Origin of the sequence: Dietzia sp. MNB45 (genome assembly GCF_051994785.1) — a bacterium.
Classification (GTDB): Bacteria; Actinomycetota; Actinomycetes; order Mycobacteriales; family Mycobacteriaceae; genus Dietzia; species Dietzia kunjamensis.
In genome coordinates this window covers 1,170,581-1,185,983 of record NZ_CP163397.1, presented here as the reverse complement: position 1 = coordinate 1,185,983, position 15,403 = coordinate 1,170,581, and the positions used below count along the sequence as shown (strand labels likewise).

The following is a 15,403-nucleotide window of genomic DNA, read 5'->3' as shown; positions in this document are numbered from 1 at the left end:
CCTCGTGACTTGCAGCGTGCCCCACCTCGTCGTCGTCACCCCTCGTTCCCACCGCCCGCGGTGGCCGCCCTGTGGAGGGGGGCGGGGGGTGTGGAGAACCGGCCCCTGTGACGACGACGAGGTGTTCGGTCTCAGGGCCGGCGGTCGGCGCGGGACATCTCCCGGAGCATCTCGTTGTAGGCCTTGAGCTCGGCATCGTCATCACGGTCGGCCTGCCGCTCGCCGCGCCGCGCCTCGCGCATGTCGCTCTGGTACCACTGCCACGCCAGGGCCAACATGACGATCACCAGCGGTATCTCCCCCGCCGCCCACGCGACGCCACCGCCGACCTGCTGGCTCTGCAGCAGATCCGGGATCCACGGCAGGCCGATGCCCGAATACCAGGGCTCGGCCAGCACGGTCTTGGTGTTCATGAGCAGGATGCCGAAGAACGCGTGGAAGGGCAGCGAACTCAGCAGGACCATGAGCTTGTACATCGGCGAGAAGTGCCGCGGCGCGGCGTCCACGCCGATGATCACCCAGTAGAACAGGTAGCCGCTGATGAGGAAGTGCACGTTCATGAACATGTGGCCCAGGTGCTCCGAGGCCAACGTCTGATAGAACCCGCCGAAGTAGATGAGGTAGAAACCGGCCACGAACTGCACCGACGCCACGATCGGGTGGGTGAGGAAGTGCGAGAGCGGGTTGTTGATGAACTCCACAAGCCACTCGCGGGGCCCGGGAGGGTTGCCGCGACCGGCGGCCGGGAGCGCGCGCAGGGCCAGTGTGAACGGGCCACCGAGCGCGAGGAGGACCGGCACCAGCATCGAGATGAGCATGTGGCCCACCATGTGGCTGGCGAAGTCGGCCATCATGTACATCCCCATGCCGGAACTGGTGGTGAGGAAGAGGATCACGCAGCCCGCCACCCAGAACGCGGTGCGGCTCAGCGGCCAGGCGTCCCCGCGGCGGCGCAGGCGCACCAGGCCCCAGAGGTACAGGCCGAGCAGGACCACCGCGGCCAGCCCCAGGACCAGGTCGAAGCGCCAGGTGCCGAAGACCGTTCCGAACGCGAAGGGCCCGGGCAACTCGAAGCCCAGTAGCGCCTCCTGCCTCGTGGGCACGTACAGCGGCGCCGGCGGCGGGGTGCGGCCGAGAGAGACCGACAGACCCAGGGTGCCGGCCATGACGACGGCCTCCACCACGATGATCCGCAGCAGCGTGGGCCGGTCGACCGGCGCGTTGGCCCCCGTCGACTCGATCTTGGCGATGATCCGGCGGCGGATCGCCAGACCGAACAGCGCCAACAGGCACAGCGCCAACGCCTTGGACACCACCAACAGTCCGTAGGTGGAGGTGAGAAGGTCACCCGGGTGCAGGCGGACGAGCGCGTTGATCACGCCCGTGAACCCGAGCGCGACGATCGCGACCGTCGCCACCACCGAGTAGCGGCGCAGGGCTAGGGCGACGCGCGAGCCGCCGCGCCACGTGTGGGCGATCACCGCGACGAGCCCGCCGATGTAGAAGGCGGCGCCGAACAGGTGGATGATCAGCGAGTTGGTGGCGATGTCGTGCGCGGTGCTACCCGAGGCGTGGCCCGTGGCCGCGACCGGAAGCAGCGAGAGGGCGGTGACGCCGAGCCAGATGACCGACCAGCGCCAGCTCAGCGTGAGTCGCTGCCCGATCCCGGCGACCAGCGCGATGATCGCGGCCCACCGCCACGAGGACGCGATGTCGATCTGGTTGATCGCGACCAACCACTGGTCCGGCGGGAGCGACTGGAGGAAAGTGCGCCCGGAGACGTCCGACAGGGTCAGCGGGATGAGCAGTGCCGCGGCGATCGCCCAGGCGATGTTCGCCCACGACGAGATCTGCTGCATGCGGTAGCCGTCGACGTCGAGGGTCTTGTCCTTCTGCGGCGGGGTGAAGAACGCCGCGAACAGCGCCGCCCCCACGGCCACGGCGGCGAGGAGCTCGGCGATCGACCGGAGCGCCGGGAGGCCGGCCGTGGTGAGCGGACCCGGATCGGGCACGCCCACCAGCTCGAGCGCCACCTCGGCGGACATGGCCGACAGTGGGATCACAACCGCGGCCGCCACCGCCGCCAGGAGCAGTACCAGGGCGACGATGTTGCGGGTTCCGAACCGCCCGGCGGTGGCGGGGGCGGTCTTCGACGACGTCATGACCACCATCGTAGGAACCGCGGCGCCCCCGGGCCGATTCGCCACTGTCGGACCCACCCCCCGGATCGGTTACCATTCTCCCGGCGACGCCCCACGCGCGCGTCGCCAGGCCTCCGTAGCTCAGTGGATAGAGCATCCGGTTTCTACCCGGCTGGTCAGGGGTTCGAATCCTCTCGGGGGCGCCCAGGTCAGGGCATATTTCCGGCACGGCGACCGGTCTCTATCCGGTCGCCGTGCCCACATTTTGCCCACACTCCCTCGAACGCAATACCTCGAGCGCGTTCGCCACCGCGTCCAGGTCGTCGTCGAACAGATGCCCATACCGGTCCAAGGTCAGCGCCGCGGAGGAGTGGCCGAGCATCCGCTGCACGACCTTCACGTTCGCCCCCGACCGGATCGCCAGCGAGGCGCAGGTGTGTCGCAGCTCGTGCGGGGTGAGCCCGGCGGGGACGTCCGCCTTGACCACGGCGGGGTCCCACCAGCGGCGTGCGTTGCGGTACCGCAGCACTCCCCCCTGCGGCGCGGTGAACACCAACTCGTCGGGGTCCTTGTCCTTGATGGCGAAGCGGAGTTGGTCGGCGAGGAACGTCGGGATCGGCACCTCGCGGACGGTGCGGTTCTTCGTCTCGCCCCAGTGCAGGGTGCCGGACACCTCGGTGACGGAGCGGCGGACGAGGATCCGCCGCGCTCCCGGGTCGATGTCTGATGCTTGGAGTGCGGCGAGCTCCCCCCAGCGGACTCCGGCGTAGGCCAGCGTGTTGACCAAGGTGGGCCGTTTCGACACCTGCGCGAGGGACTCGACCTGGGCGGCGGTGAGGTAGTTGCGTGTCCCGGCGGACACCTTCGGTAGGTCGATGCCGTCGCAGGGGTTGGCCTGGATCAGCCGGTCGCGGACGGCTCGGGCCATGATCGAGTGGAGGATGGATGCCGCGTTGCGGACGGTCTTCGGTGCCCCCTCGAGTGTGTCGACCCAGTCCTGCACGACCGCCGGGGTGACCTTTGCGACGGGCAAGGCGCGCAAGGGGTCGAGGTGGATCTTCACGGTGGTGGTGTAGCCGGCGCGGGTCTTCGGGGTGACGCGGTTCTTGGACGCCAGCCACGCGTCCGCGACGGCGCTTAGGGGCGTCTTTCCTGCCTCCGGTGAAAGCCACGCCCCGGAGGCGAGGTCGACGGTGTTCTCGGCGGCCCACAGTTCGGCGGCCTTCTTGGTGGTGAAGCCGCGTTTGTCGGTCTGCCGTCCGTCAGGGCGCCGGTAGCGGACCCTGTAGCGGCGCCCGGACACGGTGTCGTAGGGCTTGATGGTCGCCACGCGGTCTCCTAGTCGAGGTTGAAGGTGCCCACGGCGGGTCGGGCGGGTCGGCGGGTGGTGCGGCGCCTGAGCCGGTTCACGAGGACCGGGTAGGCGGCGTGGACGTCTGGTCGGGCGATGAGCTGGTGCAGTAGTTGGTAGTAGCGGGTCGGGGCGAGGTCGAGTTCGGCGCGGATCGCGGTGTCCTTGGATCCGGCCAGCCGCCACCAGCGGGACTCGAACCGCATGATGCGGTGCTCGTCTTCGGTCATGCGCTCCCCTCTCGTCTGGCGAGGATCTGCTCAATGTAGGCGCGTTCCTCGGGGTCGAGGGCCCGGATGCGGGCGACGAGGATGGCCCGGTCGACCCACAGGTCGTCGGCTGTGCCGTCGTGGGCGTGACCGTCGTGCCACACGATTGCGTCGGCGAGGTCGTCGAGGTCGACGAGCCGGCGGGCTGCGATCTCCTCGACGAGCAGTTCCTCGCGGGCGGTGAGGTGTGGTGGTGCCGGGCCGCGTTCGAGGTGGACGAGCTCGTGCGCCAGTGTGGATCGGCGCTCGGCTTGGGTGAGTAGCGGATGGAGGGTGATCGTGTGGCCGTCGACCCTTCCCCTGGCGACGGCCGCGGACCACCGGAGGGTGATGTGTGGCAGGCCCCGGAGGGCCCGCCACGGATGGTATCGGTGTTCACGCATGGCCGACATGGGACCACGTGGGTACGACAGAATGTCGCCTTGACCTCGGCTTACACGAGTGTCATTACTCGAACACCGAGTCCGAATCCACCATTTCGATGACTTCTTGTTGGAAGCGCAGCGCTGGATTCTCAACGTCAGCCCCAACCGCGGTCGCCGCTTCTACAGCGTGCGCACAGGAGGTAGCTAACGCCCTTGGCACGCCATCCCGGCGAAGGAGGTCGCGCGCGCACTCATCAGTGACCTCCACTTCCTCCTCCCACTCGTACGTCGTGGCAGTGTCAGCTCGGGCATAGATCCCCGCGCCGTGGATCACGACGCTCACTCGTACGCTCAGCTGAGCTGCGCTACGAGCAACAGCAAGACCGATGCTGAGGCCCTCTTCCGGCAGGGGCTCGATAGCGTGATGCTCCATCCCCACCATGGCTTCTTCTCGGCCACTTGTCTTCCAAAGAACCCGACTGTTGACCTTTGCCACCAGCTTCAGAAGATCGTCTACGTCATCAATTTGGCGAGGCGTGGAATCGGCAGTTCTCATCCCCGCACCATGCCGAGTGCGCGGTACGTGGCACCGTGGGTGGACGATGCGGCAGCGTCGGGCTGGACCGAACGAACTGTTGGCGGCTCGAAGTAGCGTGTCCGAAGCTCGCGCCTCTCCACGATCGCTTCAGCATCCATTTCCTGATCCGTCACCAGGTGATCGACCATGACGCCGATCGCCCGCGCATAACGTCGGATCGTCGAAAGTTTCGGATCGGAACCCAAGTTCTCAAATCTGCTGACGGCCGACTTGTCCCTCTTCATCCGGTCAGCGACCTCCTGCTGGGTAAGCCTCTTCTGCCGCCTGAGGCTCACGAGCGTCTCCAGGAAGTCGTCGTCAGCGAGCGCTAAGGCCCGACCGAGTCGCTCCTCCGGGGAGTCAGGGTCGATGCCGAGCTGTGCCGCTAGGTCATCAAACACGTCCATGATGTTGAGGTTAACCGCAACACACGCCTATGTCTGTACTTGACAGCCAAATGTATGGCATGAGTCACAAATCATTGGTCTCGCGCCGTACGAGTCGCACTCCAGCCTCATCAATGTGCCCATTCTGGGTTGCTTCGATGCGGTCCACTCCGTTGGCAGCCTTGTCGCCAACGAGCAGAGCCACCATCACTCCGGGCGACAGGCGACAGGCCGAGACGTACGTCCGAATCATCCACCCGAGGTCAGTCTCGGGAAGACGGAGCTCGCCGATGTCCAGCTTGGATCTCGCCATCGGGGAGTCCCAATCCCCGTCGTCGTCGATTCCGTTGTCCCGAATCTTCCGGCGGCAGGTGCCAGCCTGGGCGCGCTTCATCAGCGCCTGAAGGTCCCCGAAAAACTGCGGGTCACGCACTTGGAAGCTGCGCAGCTCAGCAACAAACTCGGGCTGGATATAGTCCCAGCCACCGAAGCCCTTGTCGAGCATCTGCTCCGTCTTGGCAACCACAGCTACACACCTTCCCAGTCGTCGCCCGGGTCTTGGTTCTCTTCGCCGGCGTTCTTGCCTGGCCGGCGGCGGAGCTCGCCCTGGGTGGGCTCGTCGATGTCGCGGGCGGCGTGCACGGCGGTCGGGTCGAACGGCAGCGGCTCGTCAGGCTCCTGCTCCGCATCTTCCTGCCGGCGGGCTTCCGCGGAGACGCGTTCGAGCATGTCGTCGACGTCGGGGGCGCGGTGGTCCTCGAGGTACGTGACGGCCTTCATGGGGGTTCGGCGAGTCCCAGCTTCTCCATCAGTCGTCGGATCGCCCTGCGGGTCCTGCGTGTCCTGGTCTTCATTCTGGTTGAGCTCCCGTCGCTGTTGGACGAGGACGCGCAGCATGTACACGGCGGCCTCGCGTTCCTTTGGGGTCAGGTCGTCGACACCGTCGGGGAGGTCTTCTGCGAAGGGCCTTCCTGGGGTGCGTCGTCCTGCTGCTGTGAACGCGACCTCGTCGTTGACGCCGGCGAGGTAGGCGATGGCGCGGATCGTGTCGTCTGTCGGGCGCTTTCGATAGCTGCCGTTGAGGATCTGCGCGATCGTCGCCCGGTTCAGCTTGCCGCGAAGGTCGCCCTTCTCGACAGCGCTGTGCACCTTCGCCTCGAGCTGCCGCGTGGAGAGCTCTCCGTATCCGGAGGCCTCCTCGAGCAGCTCACGAAGGGTGCGGGGTGCGTTCACGGCCTGAACTCTCCTTCGTCACGACTTCCTTGCGCCAGCGCCTCAGCGAGTGCGCTGTCAACCAGGTTTACGACGCTAGCCGCATGACGTCGATAAATGCCTATTGACACCCTGGCAACCGCGCGCCTACCGTTAGCGCTAGCAGTTGCCAACCAGTGGACCGAGGAGTAGACATGAGCACGCAGCAGCGCGCCAGACGGCGCGGACGACGATTGGAGTGCTGGATGGAAGTCAAGGACCCGGGCACCCTGCGCCGGTGCCGCAAGTCCAAGGGCTACACGCAACGCGAGCTCGCCTTCCTGGTGCGCCGCTCACACACGACGATCTACGCGCTGGAGTCCGGCCGACTGAAGAACATCAGCGAGGACCTGGCGTGCGCAATCGCCGCGCGGCTCGGTCGCGACTGGGAGGAATTGTTCGTCGCCCACGAGGTCGTCGCCATGCCCGATGTGGCAATCGGCAGCGCTAGCGAGACAGCGGTGGCGTCATGACGTGGGTCGAGTTCCGGGCCCCGTCGTGGGTGCGCGATGCGTTCAGCTCTGGACGCGAGTTGGGCACGATCGCGTTGTCAGCGGGCCCGACTCTTCATGTCCGCGATGCGGTCGGGATCGGTTACGACGTGGTCGTCGGCTCCGATGAAGATCCATCCGTCATTGGATCGCGCCGCATCAACGAACTGCTGGGTGAGCTCGGCATCGAGTGGCGTCTGCGTCTCGTTCACGTCCGTCCAGTGACGCACAGCCTGGGAGAGCGGGAAGAGCCGCGTTTCTACACCGTCGGCTCCAGGGTGTTCCGACACAAGGACGACGACCTGGTGGCGCCGAAGGGCGATGTCGATGGCGACGTCGAGCGCGAGAGCGATGTCGTCGTCGCTGGTCCAGATGTTCCGCTTGTCGCCGCCCAGGAAGAGCTGCGCCATATGTCTTCTCCTTGCTCGGTGTGTGGTGCCTCGAGCGTAGGAGAGCCCCCGGCGGTCGGGGCCGCTTCATCGGTCCCGACCGCCTCCGAAAACGAGAAGCCCGCCGCGACTGGTCCTCGCGACGGGCGTGACACCAACTCCTAGGAGAAGATCATGTCAGAACACCATGCTACCGGGACGCTGGTCCCGTTCAACTACGGCGACGCGCAGGTACGTGTCGTCTCGATCGAGGGCGAGCCGTGGTTCGTGCTCGCCGACCTCTGCCGAGTGCTCGGTCTCACCCGGGGGCCCTCGCAGATCGCGGAGCGACTCGACGATGGGGTACGCCAGACGTACCCCATCCGTGACGCCCTCGGTCGCCACCAGAACGCGACCGTCGTGTCCGAGGCTGGCATGTACGAGGTGGTGATCCGGTCCGATAAGCCGGAGGCGGCGGCGTTCCGCCGCTGGATCACCGGCACCGTCCTGCCGGAGATCCGCCGCACCGGCAGCTACGGCGCTCCGGCGTTCGATCCCGCGTCGTTGTCGCGGCAGGAGATCCTGCGGCTCGCTCTCAACGCTGAGGAGGAGCGGCTCGCGCTCGAGGCCGAGAACAAGGTCCTGGCGCCGAAGGCTGAGGCGTACGACGACTTCCTCGACGCGACCGGCAAGTACGGCGTCGGCGCGGTGGCGAAGATGCTCGGCTCGTCTCAGAACAAACTGTTCCGCGATCTGAGGAACGCCGGGGTGTTCATCGCGAAGGGACCGATGCGGAACACGCCTTACCAGAAGTACATGCACCACTTCGAGGTGAAGGCCCACACGTTCGAACGTTCGAACGGCGAGCAGGGCACGTCGTACACGACGTACGTGCAGCCGTCGGGGATCGCGTTCATCCAGCGCAAGCTCGGGCTCCTGGCGATCGATCCACTGCCGATGTCTGAGGCGGTGGCGTCGTGAGCGCCCCGGTTGATGTGGCTCGGGCGGCGTTCAAGTTGGTGCTGACGTCCCGCGAAGCCGGCGCTCTCGTGGGCCGGGACCACAACACGATCGCTGGGCTGTGCGAGCTGGGCGTCATCTCGGCCAGGCGTGACAGGCCTGGCGGATTGTGGCGGATTCCGAGGTCCTCGCTGGACGCGTGGATCGCGGCGGGCCAGCCATTGGCGGCGGCGTGATGCTCTACGAACTCCTCGACACCGCCGAGCATCCGCTCGTACTCGTGGCCACGCTGGAGGACCTGCCCGCCGTCGATCACCCCGCGGACTGCACCTGCGGCCGCGAGACCGGCAAGGCCCTCAAGGTCGTCGTCGGCGGCCACGCCCCCACCCGCATCAAGGCCGTCGGCCTGCTCACCGCTATCGCCTCGCTCCTGCCCGACGAGGACACCACCGACAGCGACTCTCGCGAAATACGCCGCTCCCTCGCTCACATTCTGGAGGTCTCGTCATGACCACACCCGACAACCTCGCCGCGGTCGTGGAGGCCGAGGAGTTCGCCGGCGGCCCGATGGTCCTGCCCGTGCCGTCCCAGATGACCAAGACCGGCAGTGTCGTCGTCGTCTCCAAGTCGAACGGCGACTGGCACGCCGACTGCACGCAGTGCGGCGCCGGCTGCGGTGCGGCCGGTGCGCCTGCCGCGGACGACGAGGTCGACACCGACGCCCTGGACGACGAGCACCGGATGCTCGAGGACTTCACCGCCGAGCACCGCGACTGCCAGGTGCCCTCGTTCGGTGAGGACCTGCCGTCGCCGGCGGCGATGCCCGCCCACACCGAGCGCGGCAAGACCGCGTGGATCGTGCGCTGCTCCAACGGCTCCGACATCCGGGTCCTGGCCGAGCGGCACACCACCTACGCCCGACCAGAGGGCACCGAGCTCCGGTTCTACGACGGCGACGGCGACGACCAGCACCGCGTGGCCTGCATCCGCGCCGGGTCGTGGCACTGGGTCGTGGCCGCCACCGCGCTCAACCCCGAGGGCGGTGAGCAGTGATGACCCCCGACATGCGTCCCGCCGCCGAGATCACCACCGGTGACCACGCCTACGCGCGCGCCTACGGCCGCTACCACGTGGTGCGCGGCATCGACCGATTCACCCACCTGCCCACCCGTGAACGGGCGGCGATGGTGTGGATCCGCGACCACAACCACCGCACGATCCTGGCGCCCGTCGCGCTGGACGACATCTGCATCTTCGCCGGGAGGACGTCATGACCACCGCCACCACGGCCACCAGCCTCGCTCCGTCCCACTCGATCCACTGGGACCTCACCGCCGACGTGCCGGACTGGGTGGTCCTCGGCCGGATCCGCGAACTGATCGTCGCCGGGCTCCCGGTCCCCGACGACATGTGCGACCCCGACGACATCGCCGACTACCTCCCCGCGCTGGTCGCGGCGGGCCACAAGCACCACGAGATCGAACGCGCGACCGGCGTCAAGCCGTCCCGCCACCTTCCCCGGAGGACCTGATGAGCACCGACACCCGCCCCGACCGGCCACTGCCGGCCCCGCTCCCGTACGCGACCGAGGCCGGGCGCGGCGAGATCCCCGCCCCGCGCCCGGCGCCGCCCGCCACGCCCGAGGTCCCGGACGGGCCGCTTCTGCGCGAGGACGAGTACAGCCTGTACGTCACCCTCGGCATCATCGTGATCTACGTGGTCATCATGATGATCATCGCCTCGCGCGGGGGTCTGTGATGGTCGCCGTGTACATCGACGACGCCGGCGACGTCCGGTCCGCAGGATCAGACCGCATCGTCGCCCCCGCCGGCACCACCCCGCGCGAGGCCCGGATGCGCGCCGCCCTGTGGGCCGCCGCCGCCGACGCGCTCCAGAACCCCGCGACGGCCGGAACGGCACAGCGTGCCGAGGGGATGCCGGCCGTCGCGGCCCCCACCCCGATCACCGCCGCGCCGTCCTATGCCCGCACCGTGCCCGAGGCCCGCGAGGTTCTCGCCGTGATCGACGTCAACCAGCTCCGCGTCGAGACCGAACAGTCCCTCGCCCTGCTCGCCGAGCACCAGGAGGGACTCCGATGATCTACCTACGACGCTCCGGCAGCGGCTTCACCATCGGCAACGGCGATCTCGCCTACCTCGAAAGCATCGCCCGCGGCGCCCTGGACCGGGGCGAGACCGTCGAGCTGCACATCGACGGCCGCGGCTGGCAGCCGGTCACCTCGTACCAGGAGGTGGACGACACCCTGCACGAGTTCTACGAGGAGCTCGACGCGCGGCGTGACGCCCTCGACCTGTCCCAGCTCCCGATCGAGGACCTGCTGTGAACGCCGCCGACCGCCTGGCTGCGATTCGGGCCCGCGCCGACAAGGCACTCGACGGCCCCTGGGAACGCCGAGTCGCACCCGACGATCCGGCGACCATGGCGGATAAGTCCGCGTGGGTGGACGGAACCCTGCGCGACAACGGCGAGCCCATCCACCTGGCGATCGCGGCGCCGCCTAACGATGAACTGGCGTACGTGGTCCCATTTCTGACAGGAGACGGGCCCACCTCCCGCGCCAACGCTGAGTTCATCGCGCACGCCCGCGCCGATGTGCCCGCCCTAGTCTCCGCCCTCCTCAGTGTTCTCGACCTGCACCGCCCCAATCCGCTCGGTTCACTCGCCACGTGCGAGAGGTGCCGCGATCTTCGCGGCTCGCAGATCGAATACCCGTGCCCAACGGTTCGCGCCGTCGAGGCCGCGCTCGGGGAGGTGTCGTCGTGACCGAGGGAGAGGTGCGCACCGTGCACACGCTCGTCGAGCTGCGGGAATGTCCGCCGCACACGGTGATCGCTGACGCCCGTGGCCAGATCGGCACCCTCGCCCAGCGCGCGTCGTCGCCCCTCGCGGGCGGCGTGTACTGGGCCGGCCACGGCGGCCTGTGCGACACCTCGACGATCGAGTTCCCGGTGCAGGCCTGGTGGCCTGTCCACCCCGACCTGGCCAAGGGCGCCTGATGGGTCGCCCAGCCTGGTGCCGCGAATGCGGCCACGAGATCGCGTGGGCCACGCTCATCCCCTCGGGGAAGGCCGTGCCGCTCGACGTGTCTCCGGACCCGGAGCTGGGCATCTATCACCGCCGCTTCATCACCGAGCCGACCGGGCGCCGCACCTCGACCGTGGTGCAGCTGTCCGGCCATGACCTGTCCGAGGCCCGCGACCGGGCCCGCCGCTACCCCGCCGACCGCGCCAGCCGCCTGTGGGTGCCGCACTTCGCGACCTGCCCGGCTCGCCGACCACACCTGACGGAGACCACCCGATGACCACCACCCCGACCACGTCCGAGTTCGCGCTCGTCGACATCGACCACGTCCATCCGCATCCGCGCAACGTCCGCCGCGCCGTCACGGGCGTCGACGAGCTCGCCGCGTCGATCAAGTCCGGCGGACTGCACCAGCCCCTCGTCGTCGCACCCGCCGCCGCCGACGATGCGGCCGGCTACACCCTCGTCATGGGGCACCGCCGCCTCGCCGCCGTGCAGTCCCTCGGCTGGTCCGAGGTGCCGTGCGTGATCCGCTACGACCTCGACACCGAAGCCGCGGTGCTCGAGGCGATGCTCGCCGAGAACATGGCCCGCACCGACCTCACCCCCACAGAGGAAGGCGACGCCGTCCAGGCCCTACTCGACCTCGACGTCACCCCCGCGAAGATCGCCAAGGCCATCGGCCGCACCTCCAAGCACGTCAAGGACCGCGCCCAGATCGCCGGCCTCACCGACAAGGCCCGCACCGCCGTCGACGACGGGCAGATCACCATCACCGACGCGCTGCACCTGTCCAAGCTCGACGGCAACCACGAGCTCGCCGAGCGCGTGGAGCGGTTCATCGGTACCCCGAACTTCCGGTACACCCTGGAGAAGGCCCTCGCCGAGGCCGAGTTCAACCGCAAGCGCGACACCATCCTCAACGAACTCGACGAGAGCGGCGCCACCATCACCGACGGGCCCGCGGCCGCCGGCCCCGACGAGGTCCGACTGTTCCTCGCCCAGCGCCCCGAAGACGTCACCGACCCGACGGTCAGCGTGTACGTCGCCGAGTACCAACCGTGGGGCGGCAACTCCGCGCCGCGCGTGCAGTGGGTGCAGATCCGGCCGCGCGCCGAGGAAGACCCGACCGAGGGCACCACGTTCGTCAGCGCGCAGGACGCCCCGGCGGACGACGAAGAGGACACCGCCGCCGAGGAGGCGCGCGAGGCCGCGGCCCGTGCTGTCCGCGAGGAGCAGAACGACAAGTACCGGCAAGAGCGCCGCGACCGGGAGACCGCGCAGGCCACCCGCATCCGGTGGCTGCACGAGAAGTGGCGCGAGGGTATGCACGCCGAGCCGGGTGTACGGGAGCGGCAGCTGCGAGACCTGATCGCTGTGGAGGGCGGCGGCTACACGATGGCCAGCAACCAGCAGCGCCTCGCGCCGATCATCGCCGGCCCCGACGCAGAGCTCGACGCCGACGACCCGGCCCTCGACCCCGCCGGCTGGTCCCTCCACCGACTGATCTTCGCCGCCTGGTGGATCCACATCGGCCACGACCGCGACCACGACACGCTCGGAGTCGCCCAGTCGTGGGACAACGAGACCGTGGCCTACCTCCAGGGCCTCGTCGACGACTACGACTACCCGCTCTCCACCGTCGAAGAAGCCCACATCGACGAGTACGAGGCCTTCATAGCCGACGCCGACCAGCCCGCAGAGGATGACTGACCCGCAGGCCCGTCTCGCCGACGCCTGGTGGGCCTCACTCCCGCCCGACCGGCAGGCCCAGATCTTCCGCTGGATCGCCGGCCGCGAAGCCGCCCTCGACCACCCGCCCATCCCCGGGCAGACCGACCTCCTCGCAGAACTCGACCACAGGACCAGACCATGAGCACCTACCTCGTCAAGGACCCCGCGGTGCGCGACCAGCTCGCCGAAATCCTCACCCCGCACCAGACCGACACCGCCCCCTCGCCGCGTGAGCGCCGCAAGGCCCGCGACGCCGAGCAGCGGATCAGCCACCTCGAGTCCGACCTCGGCCAGACCCAGGACCTCCTCGCCAAGTCGACCACCGCCCTCGCCGCCGAGCGCGAGAAGCACGACCACACCACCGCCCGAGTCGTCGAACTCGAGACCGAGATCGCCGAGACCACCCGCGACCTCGAGAACACCCGCGAGACCCTCGCCGCCGAGAAAGACGCCCTCAACCAGTCCCAGCGCGACGTCCGCGAGCTGCGCCGCAAGCTCGACACAGTCGGCCACGCCACCGCCCACGCCGGCGACGACGCCCGCAACCGGGACCGCAAAGCGTTCGAGGCGCTCGCCGCCCGCATGGAGCAGCAGTCGATGTCCCAGAACAAGACCGTCGGCGACGTCCTCCGCCTCGCCGCGCGCGCCGTCCGCGAGGAGATCGCGGCCGTCTACTCGCCCGCCAAGAAGGCGTCATGAACGCCCAGAAGGCGTGCCGCGAGGTTGCGGCCGCGATGACCGACACCGACCTCGTCGACGCGATCACCGTCCTCGGCCCCGATTCGCCGCTCCTGCCGGCGGTCCGGGACGAGATTCGCAACCGCCTCCAGGCCGCCGCAGACGCGACCACTACACGAAAGGAACCGGCATGACGCACTGGCTCGGACTCGCCCCCAGGCTCCCCGCGTGGTCCGGCTGGGCCATCATGCGACGCCTCGCCCGCGGAGGTGCGCAGTGGTGATCGGCTCACTCCTCGCACTGGTCGCCATCGTGGTCGTCGGCGGCGTCCGCTACCTCCGAATCTCACGCGCCCTCCACCGTGACCGTCAGGCCGTGGCCCGGGAGCGCGACCACCTCAACCGCACGTGGAACTACCAGACCGGAAGGGTTCTCCGACCATGAGCACGAAGATCACCGCCGACAACGGGGCCGAGATCAAGGTGGGCCAGCTCGGCATTACCGTCGACCACCCCGAGGGGATCGCGTCGATCTGGGCGCGCCTGTCGCCGGAACAGCGCCGCGCCCTGGCCGACGCGCTCAACCCCGACCATGGCGGGCAGTGGACCCGCGACGACTTGCCGAGCGTGATGGACCTCGTGAAGGCGTCCGTCGATGCGACCGCGATTGATCCGAGCGGCGGGGCGGACGCGGCCCTCGATGCGGTGGTTGCTCACCTGAACGCCCACCACCCCAAGCCGGAGCCGGATCGTTGGCGTCGTGCTCATTCGATTATGGAGCAGGAACGCGACCAAGCACGCGAGAGTCTCCGTCGACTGCGTGACGAGACAGACGTTGACCTATTCACGGTGCGCGACCAACTGAAACAGTGCCGTGGCGAACGCGAGCAGATGACGCGCGACCGTGATGAGTGGAAGGCCCGCGCCATCCTTGCGGAGCAGGAGCGCGAGAACTGGCGCATCACCGCAATCAACCGCGCAACCCCTGCCGTGACACACGCCGACGTGGAGAAGGTGCTCGACACCGGTATCCGGGGCGCGACAGACGGGGGCCTCATCGACCAGGACACCTCCATTCCTTCCGGGGAATGTGTGCGGCTCGCCGTCGATGCAGTGTGCGACCTGTTCGGCATTGAGGCTGAGCAGGCCGTCGACCCGGTCGAGGAGCAGACGGACGCCCTCGCCGACATCCTGTACGGCCACGAGATGGTCACCGACCAGATGCGCGGCGTACTCGAGCGTGTCGTGCGCGCCGGGATGCTGCTCCCCGAGCAGGAGGCGGGCAGCGATGAGTGAGCGCATCGAGTACCACATGGGCCGGTCGTTCGCCGGTACCCGCCTAGAGGACGGATGCCCGTGCCCGAAGGCTCCATGCGGCCTTGTCCTCGCCACAGGTCTCGGCGTCGACCGGGATTGCCCTGAGCACTCCCTCGCTGCGGGCAAGACCATCCGTCAGACGCACCGTGCCGACGCCTGTCCCGCCGTCCGGTTCAATCCGGCCACCGACATCTACATGCAGATGACCGCGGACTACCGCGCCCCGTTTTGGGAGGACGAGAACGCCTTCATCACCGCCTACGGGCACGTCGACAAGGACGAATTGGCCCGCCAGGTCCAGGAGTACGACCGTCACGTCGGCGCGGACGACACCGACCTAGTGCCGGTCGAGCAGATCAAGCACGCGTGGCTACGCATGGAGGACCCGACGGACGAGGAGTCGCTGATGCACAAGTGCGAGCCTGACGCGCCGGGCGCGTTCCCGGCCACGACGATCTGGAATGTCCGGTGACC

At 68.5% G+C, this 15,403-nt stretch carries 29 protein-coding genes and 1 tRNA gene; 21 read left to right on the top strand and 9 right to left on the bottom strand.

Going from position 1 to position 15,403, the window contains the following annotated elements; all coding sequences use genetic code 11:
• Nucleotides 1–131 precede the first annotated feature (131 nt).
• Complete coding sequence (locus AB5G72_RS05815) at nt 132–2,162, bottom strand: cytochrome c oxidase assembly protein (protein WP_440221218.1); 2,031 nt, start codon at nt 2,160–2,162, stop codon at nt 132–134.
• A gap of 109 nt (nt 2,163–2,271) precedes the next feature.
• On the opposite strand from AB5G72_RS05815, the gene AB5G72_RS05810 reads away from it, so the two are divergent.
• Nucleotides 2,272–2,344: transfer RNA gene (locus AB5G72_RS05810), tRNA-Arg, on the top strand.
• 38 nt (nt 2,345–2,382) lie between these two features.
• Here AB5G72_RS05810 and AB5G72_RS05805 read toward each other — a convergent pair.
• The 7 genes from AB5G72_RS05805 to AB5G72_RS05775 form a co-directional block, all read right to left on the bottom strand.
• On the bottom strand, nt 2,383–3,471 hold the full coding sequence (locus AB5G72_RS05805; protein WP_440221217.1) for a tyrosine-type recombinase/integrase: 1,089 nt from the start codon (nt 3,469–3,471) through the stop codon (nt 2,383–2,385).
• Nucleotides 3,472–3,479: 8 nt separating this feature from the next.
• Nucleotides 3,480–3,722, bottom strand: coding sequence for a DUF3263 domain-containing protein (locus tag AB5G72_RS05800; RefSeq protein WP_440221216.1), 243 nt, complete (start codon nt 3,720–3,722; stop codon nt 3,480–3,482).
• Entirely contained in the window at nt 3,719–4,144 is a 426-nt protein-coding gene (locus AB5G72_RS05795) for an ImmA/IrrE family metallo-endopeptidase (protein ID WP_440221215.1), read from the bottom strand. Before AB5G72_RS05795 ends, AB5G72_RS05800 begins: the two co-directional genes overlap by 4 nt.
• A 64-nt stretch (nt 4,145–4,208) precedes the next feature.
• A complete protein-coding gene (locus tag AB5G72_RS05790; protein WP_440221214.1) occupies nt 4,209–4,682 on the bottom strand; it encodes a hypothetical protein in 474 nt (157 codons plus the stop codon).
• Nucleotides 4,679–5,110, bottom strand: coding sequence for a helix-turn-helix domain-containing protein (locus AB5G72_RS05785; RefSeq protein WP_440221213.1), 432 nt, complete (start codon nt 5,108–5,110; stop codon nt 4,679–4,681). Before AB5G72_RS05785 ends, AB5G72_RS05790 begins: the two co-directional genes overlap by 4 nt.
• Before the next feature lie 64 nt (nt 5,111–5,174).
• On the bottom strand, nt 5,175–5,615 hold the full coding sequence (locus AB5G72_RS05780) for a hypothetical protein (protein ID WP_440221212.1): 441 nt from the start codon (nt 5,613–5,615) through the stop codon (nt 5,175–5,177).
• Nucleotides 5,616–5,617: 2 nt separating this feature from the next.
• The gene (locus AB5G72_RS05775; protein ID WP_440221211.1) at nt 5,618–6,322 is read right to left on the bottom strand and encodes a hypothetical protein; all 705 of its coding nucleotides are present in this window, start codon (nt 6,320–6,322) and stop codon (nt 5,618–5,620) included.
• Between the two features lie 173 nt (nt 6,323–6,495).
• On the opposite strand from AB5G72_RS05775, the gene AB5G72_RS05770 reads away from it, so the two are divergent.
• Nucleotides 6,496–6,813 (top strand): helix-turn-helix transcriptional regulator, encoded by a 318-nt coding sequence (locus AB5G72_RS05770; RefSeq protein WP_440221210.1) that lies wholly within the window; start codon nt 6,496–6,498, stop codon nt 6,811–6,813.
• A gap of 77 nt (nt 6,814–6,890) precedes the next feature.
• On the opposite strand, the gene AB5G72_RS05765 is transcribed toward AB5G72_RS05770, so the two are convergent.
• On the bottom strand, nt 6,891–7,241 hold the full coding sequence (locus tag AB5G72_RS05765) for a hypothetical protein (protein WP_440221209.1): 351 nt from the start codon (nt 7,239–7,241) through the stop codon (nt 6,891–6,893).
• Between the two features lie 153 nt (nt 7,242–7,394).
• Between AB5G72_RS05765 and AB5G72_RS05760 the strand changes: the two genes are divergently transcribed.
• From AB5G72_RS05760 to AB5G72_RS05670, 19 genes are all read left to right on the top strand, one after another.
• On the top strand, nt 7,395–8,180 hold the full coding sequence (locus AB5G72_RS05760; RefSeq protein WP_440221208.1) for a phage antirepressor: 786 nt from the start codon (nt 7,395–7,397) through the stop codon (nt 8,178–8,180).
• Nucleotides 8,177–8,395 (top strand): helix-turn-helix domain-containing protein, encoded by a 219-nt coding sequence (locus tag AB5G72_RS05755; protein ID WP_069388478.1) that lies wholly within the window; start codon nt 8,177–8,179, stop codon nt 8,393–8,395. Before AB5G72_RS05760 ends, AB5G72_RS05755 begins: the two co-directional genes overlap by 4 nt.
• Entirely contained in the window at nt 8,392–8,670 is a 279-nt protein-coding gene (locus tag AB5G72_RS05750) for a hypothetical protein (RefSeq protein WP_440221207.1), read from the top strand. Before AB5G72_RS05755 ends, AB5G72_RS05750 begins: the two co-directional genes overlap by 4 nt.
• On the top strand, nt 8,667–9,212 hold the full coding sequence (locus tag AB5G72_RS05745) for a hypothetical protein (protein WP_440221206.1): 546 nt from the start codon (nt 8,667–8,669) through the stop codon (nt 9,210–9,212). The genes AB5G72_RS05750 and AB5G72_RS05745 overlap by 4 nt, the downstream gene beginning before the upstream one ends.
• Nucleotides 9,212–9,433 (top strand): hypothetical protein, encoded by a 222-nt coding sequence (locus tag AB5G72_RS05740; RefSeq protein WP_440221205.1) that lies wholly within the window; start codon nt 9,212–9,214, stop codon nt 9,431–9,433. The genes AB5G72_RS05745 and AB5G72_RS05740 overlap by 1 nt, the downstream gene beginning before the upstream one ends.
• The gene (locus AB5G72_RS05735) at nt 9,430–9,690 is read left to right on the top strand and encodes a hypothetical protein (RefSeq protein WP_440221204.1); all 261 of its coding nucleotides are present in this window, start codon (nt 9,430–9,432) and stop codon (nt 9,688–9,690) included. The genes AB5G72_RS05740 and AB5G72_RS05735 overlap by 4 nt, the downstream gene beginning before the upstream one ends.
• Complete coding sequence (locus AB5G72_RS05730) at nt 9,690–9,917, top strand: hypothetical protein (RefSeq protein WP_317470761.1); 228 nt, start codon at nt 9,690–9,692, stop codon at nt 9,915–9,917. Before AB5G72_RS05735 ends, AB5G72_RS05730 begins: the two co-directional genes overlap by 1 nt.
• Nucleotides 9,917–10,258 carry a hypothetical protein gene (locus tag AB5G72_RS05725; RefSeq protein ID WP_440221203.1) on the top strand — a complete coding sequence of 114 codons (342 nt, stop codon included), beginning with the start codon at nt 9,917–9,919 and terminating at the stop codon, nt 10,256–10,258. The genes AB5G72_RS05730 and AB5G72_RS05725 overlap by 1 nt, the downstream gene beginning before the upstream one ends.
• Complete coding sequence (locus tag AB5G72_RS05720; RefSeq protein ID WP_440221202.1) at nt 10,255–10,503, top strand: hypothetical protein; 249 nt, start codon at nt 10,255–10,257, stop codon at nt 10,501–10,503. Before AB5G72_RS05725 ends, AB5G72_RS05720 begins: the two co-directional genes overlap by 4 nt.
• Nucleotides 10,500–10,943: a hypothetical protein gene (locus AB5G72_RS05715; RefSeq protein ID WP_440221201.1), complete on the top strand. Its 444-nt coding sequence runs from the start codon at nt 10,500–10,502 to the stop codon at nt 10,941–10,943. Before AB5G72_RS05720 ends, AB5G72_RS05715 begins: the two co-directional genes overlap by 4 nt.
• Nucleotides 10,940–11,176 carry a hypothetical protein gene (locus tag AB5G72_RS05710; RefSeq protein WP_440221200.1) on the top strand — a complete coding sequence of 79 codons (237 nt, stop codon included), beginning with the start codon at nt 10,940–10,942 and terminating at the stop codon, nt 11,174–11,176. Before AB5G72_RS05715 ends, AB5G72_RS05710 begins: the two co-directional genes overlap by 4 nt.
• Nucleotides 11,176–11,481 carry a hypothetical protein gene (locus AB5G72_RS05705; protein ID WP_440221199.1) on the top strand — a complete coding sequence of 102 codons (306 nt, stop codon included), beginning with the start codon at nt 11,176–11,178 and terminating at the stop codon, nt 11,479–11,481. Before AB5G72_RS05710 ends, AB5G72_RS05705 begins: the two co-directional genes overlap by 1 nt.
• The gene (locus tag AB5G72_RS05700; protein ID WP_440221198.1) at nt 11,478–12,914 is read left to right on the top strand and encodes a ParB/RepB/Spo0J family partition protein; all 1,437 of its coding nucleotides are present in this window, start codon (nt 11,478–11,480) and stop codon (nt 12,912–12,914) included. The genes AB5G72_RS05705 and AB5G72_RS05700 overlap by 4 nt, the downstream gene beginning before the upstream one ends.
• On the top strand, nt 12,907–13,077 hold the full coding sequence (locus tag AB5G72_RS05695; protein WP_206474712.1) for a hypothetical protein: 171 nt from the start codon (nt 12,907–12,909) through the stop codon (nt 13,075–13,077). The genes AB5G72_RS05700 and AB5G72_RS05695 overlap by 8 nt, the downstream gene beginning before the upstream one ends.
• A complete protein-coding gene (locus AB5G72_RS05690; RefSeq protein WP_440221197.1) occupies nt 13,074–13,634 on the top strand; it encodes a hypothetical protein in 561 nt (186 codons plus the stop codon). The genes AB5G72_RS05695 and AB5G72_RS05690 overlap by 4 nt, the downstream gene beginning before the upstream one ends.
• Nucleotides 13,631–13,807 (top strand): hypothetical protein, encoded by a 177-nt coding sequence (locus AB5G72_RS05685; RefSeq protein ID WP_440221196.1) that lies wholly within the window; start codon nt 13,631–13,633, stop codon nt 13,805–13,807. The genes AB5G72_RS05690 and AB5G72_RS05685 overlap by 4 nt, the downstream gene beginning before the upstream one ends.
• An 85-nt stretch (nt 13,808–13,892) precedes the next feature.
• Nucleotides 13,893–14,057, top strand: coding sequence for a hypothetical protein (locus AB5G72_RS05680; RefSeq protein WP_440221195.1), 165 nt, complete (start codon nt 13,893–13,895; stop codon nt 14,055–14,057).
• Nucleotides 14,054–14,908, top strand: coding sequence for a hypothetical protein (locus AB5G72_RS05675; RefSeq protein WP_440221194.1), 855 nt, complete (start codon nt 14,054–14,056; stop codon nt 14,906–14,908). The genes AB5G72_RS05680 and AB5G72_RS05675 overlap by 4 nt, the downstream gene beginning before the upstream one ends.
• A complete protein-coding gene (locus tag AB5G72_RS05670) occupies nt 14,901–15,401 on the top strand; it encodes a hypothetical protein (protein WP_440221193.1) in 501 nt (166 codons plus the stop codon). Before AB5G72_RS05675 ends, AB5G72_RS05670 begins: the two co-directional genes overlap by 8 nt.
• The last annotated feature ends 2 nt before the right edge of the window (nt 15,402–15,403 follow it).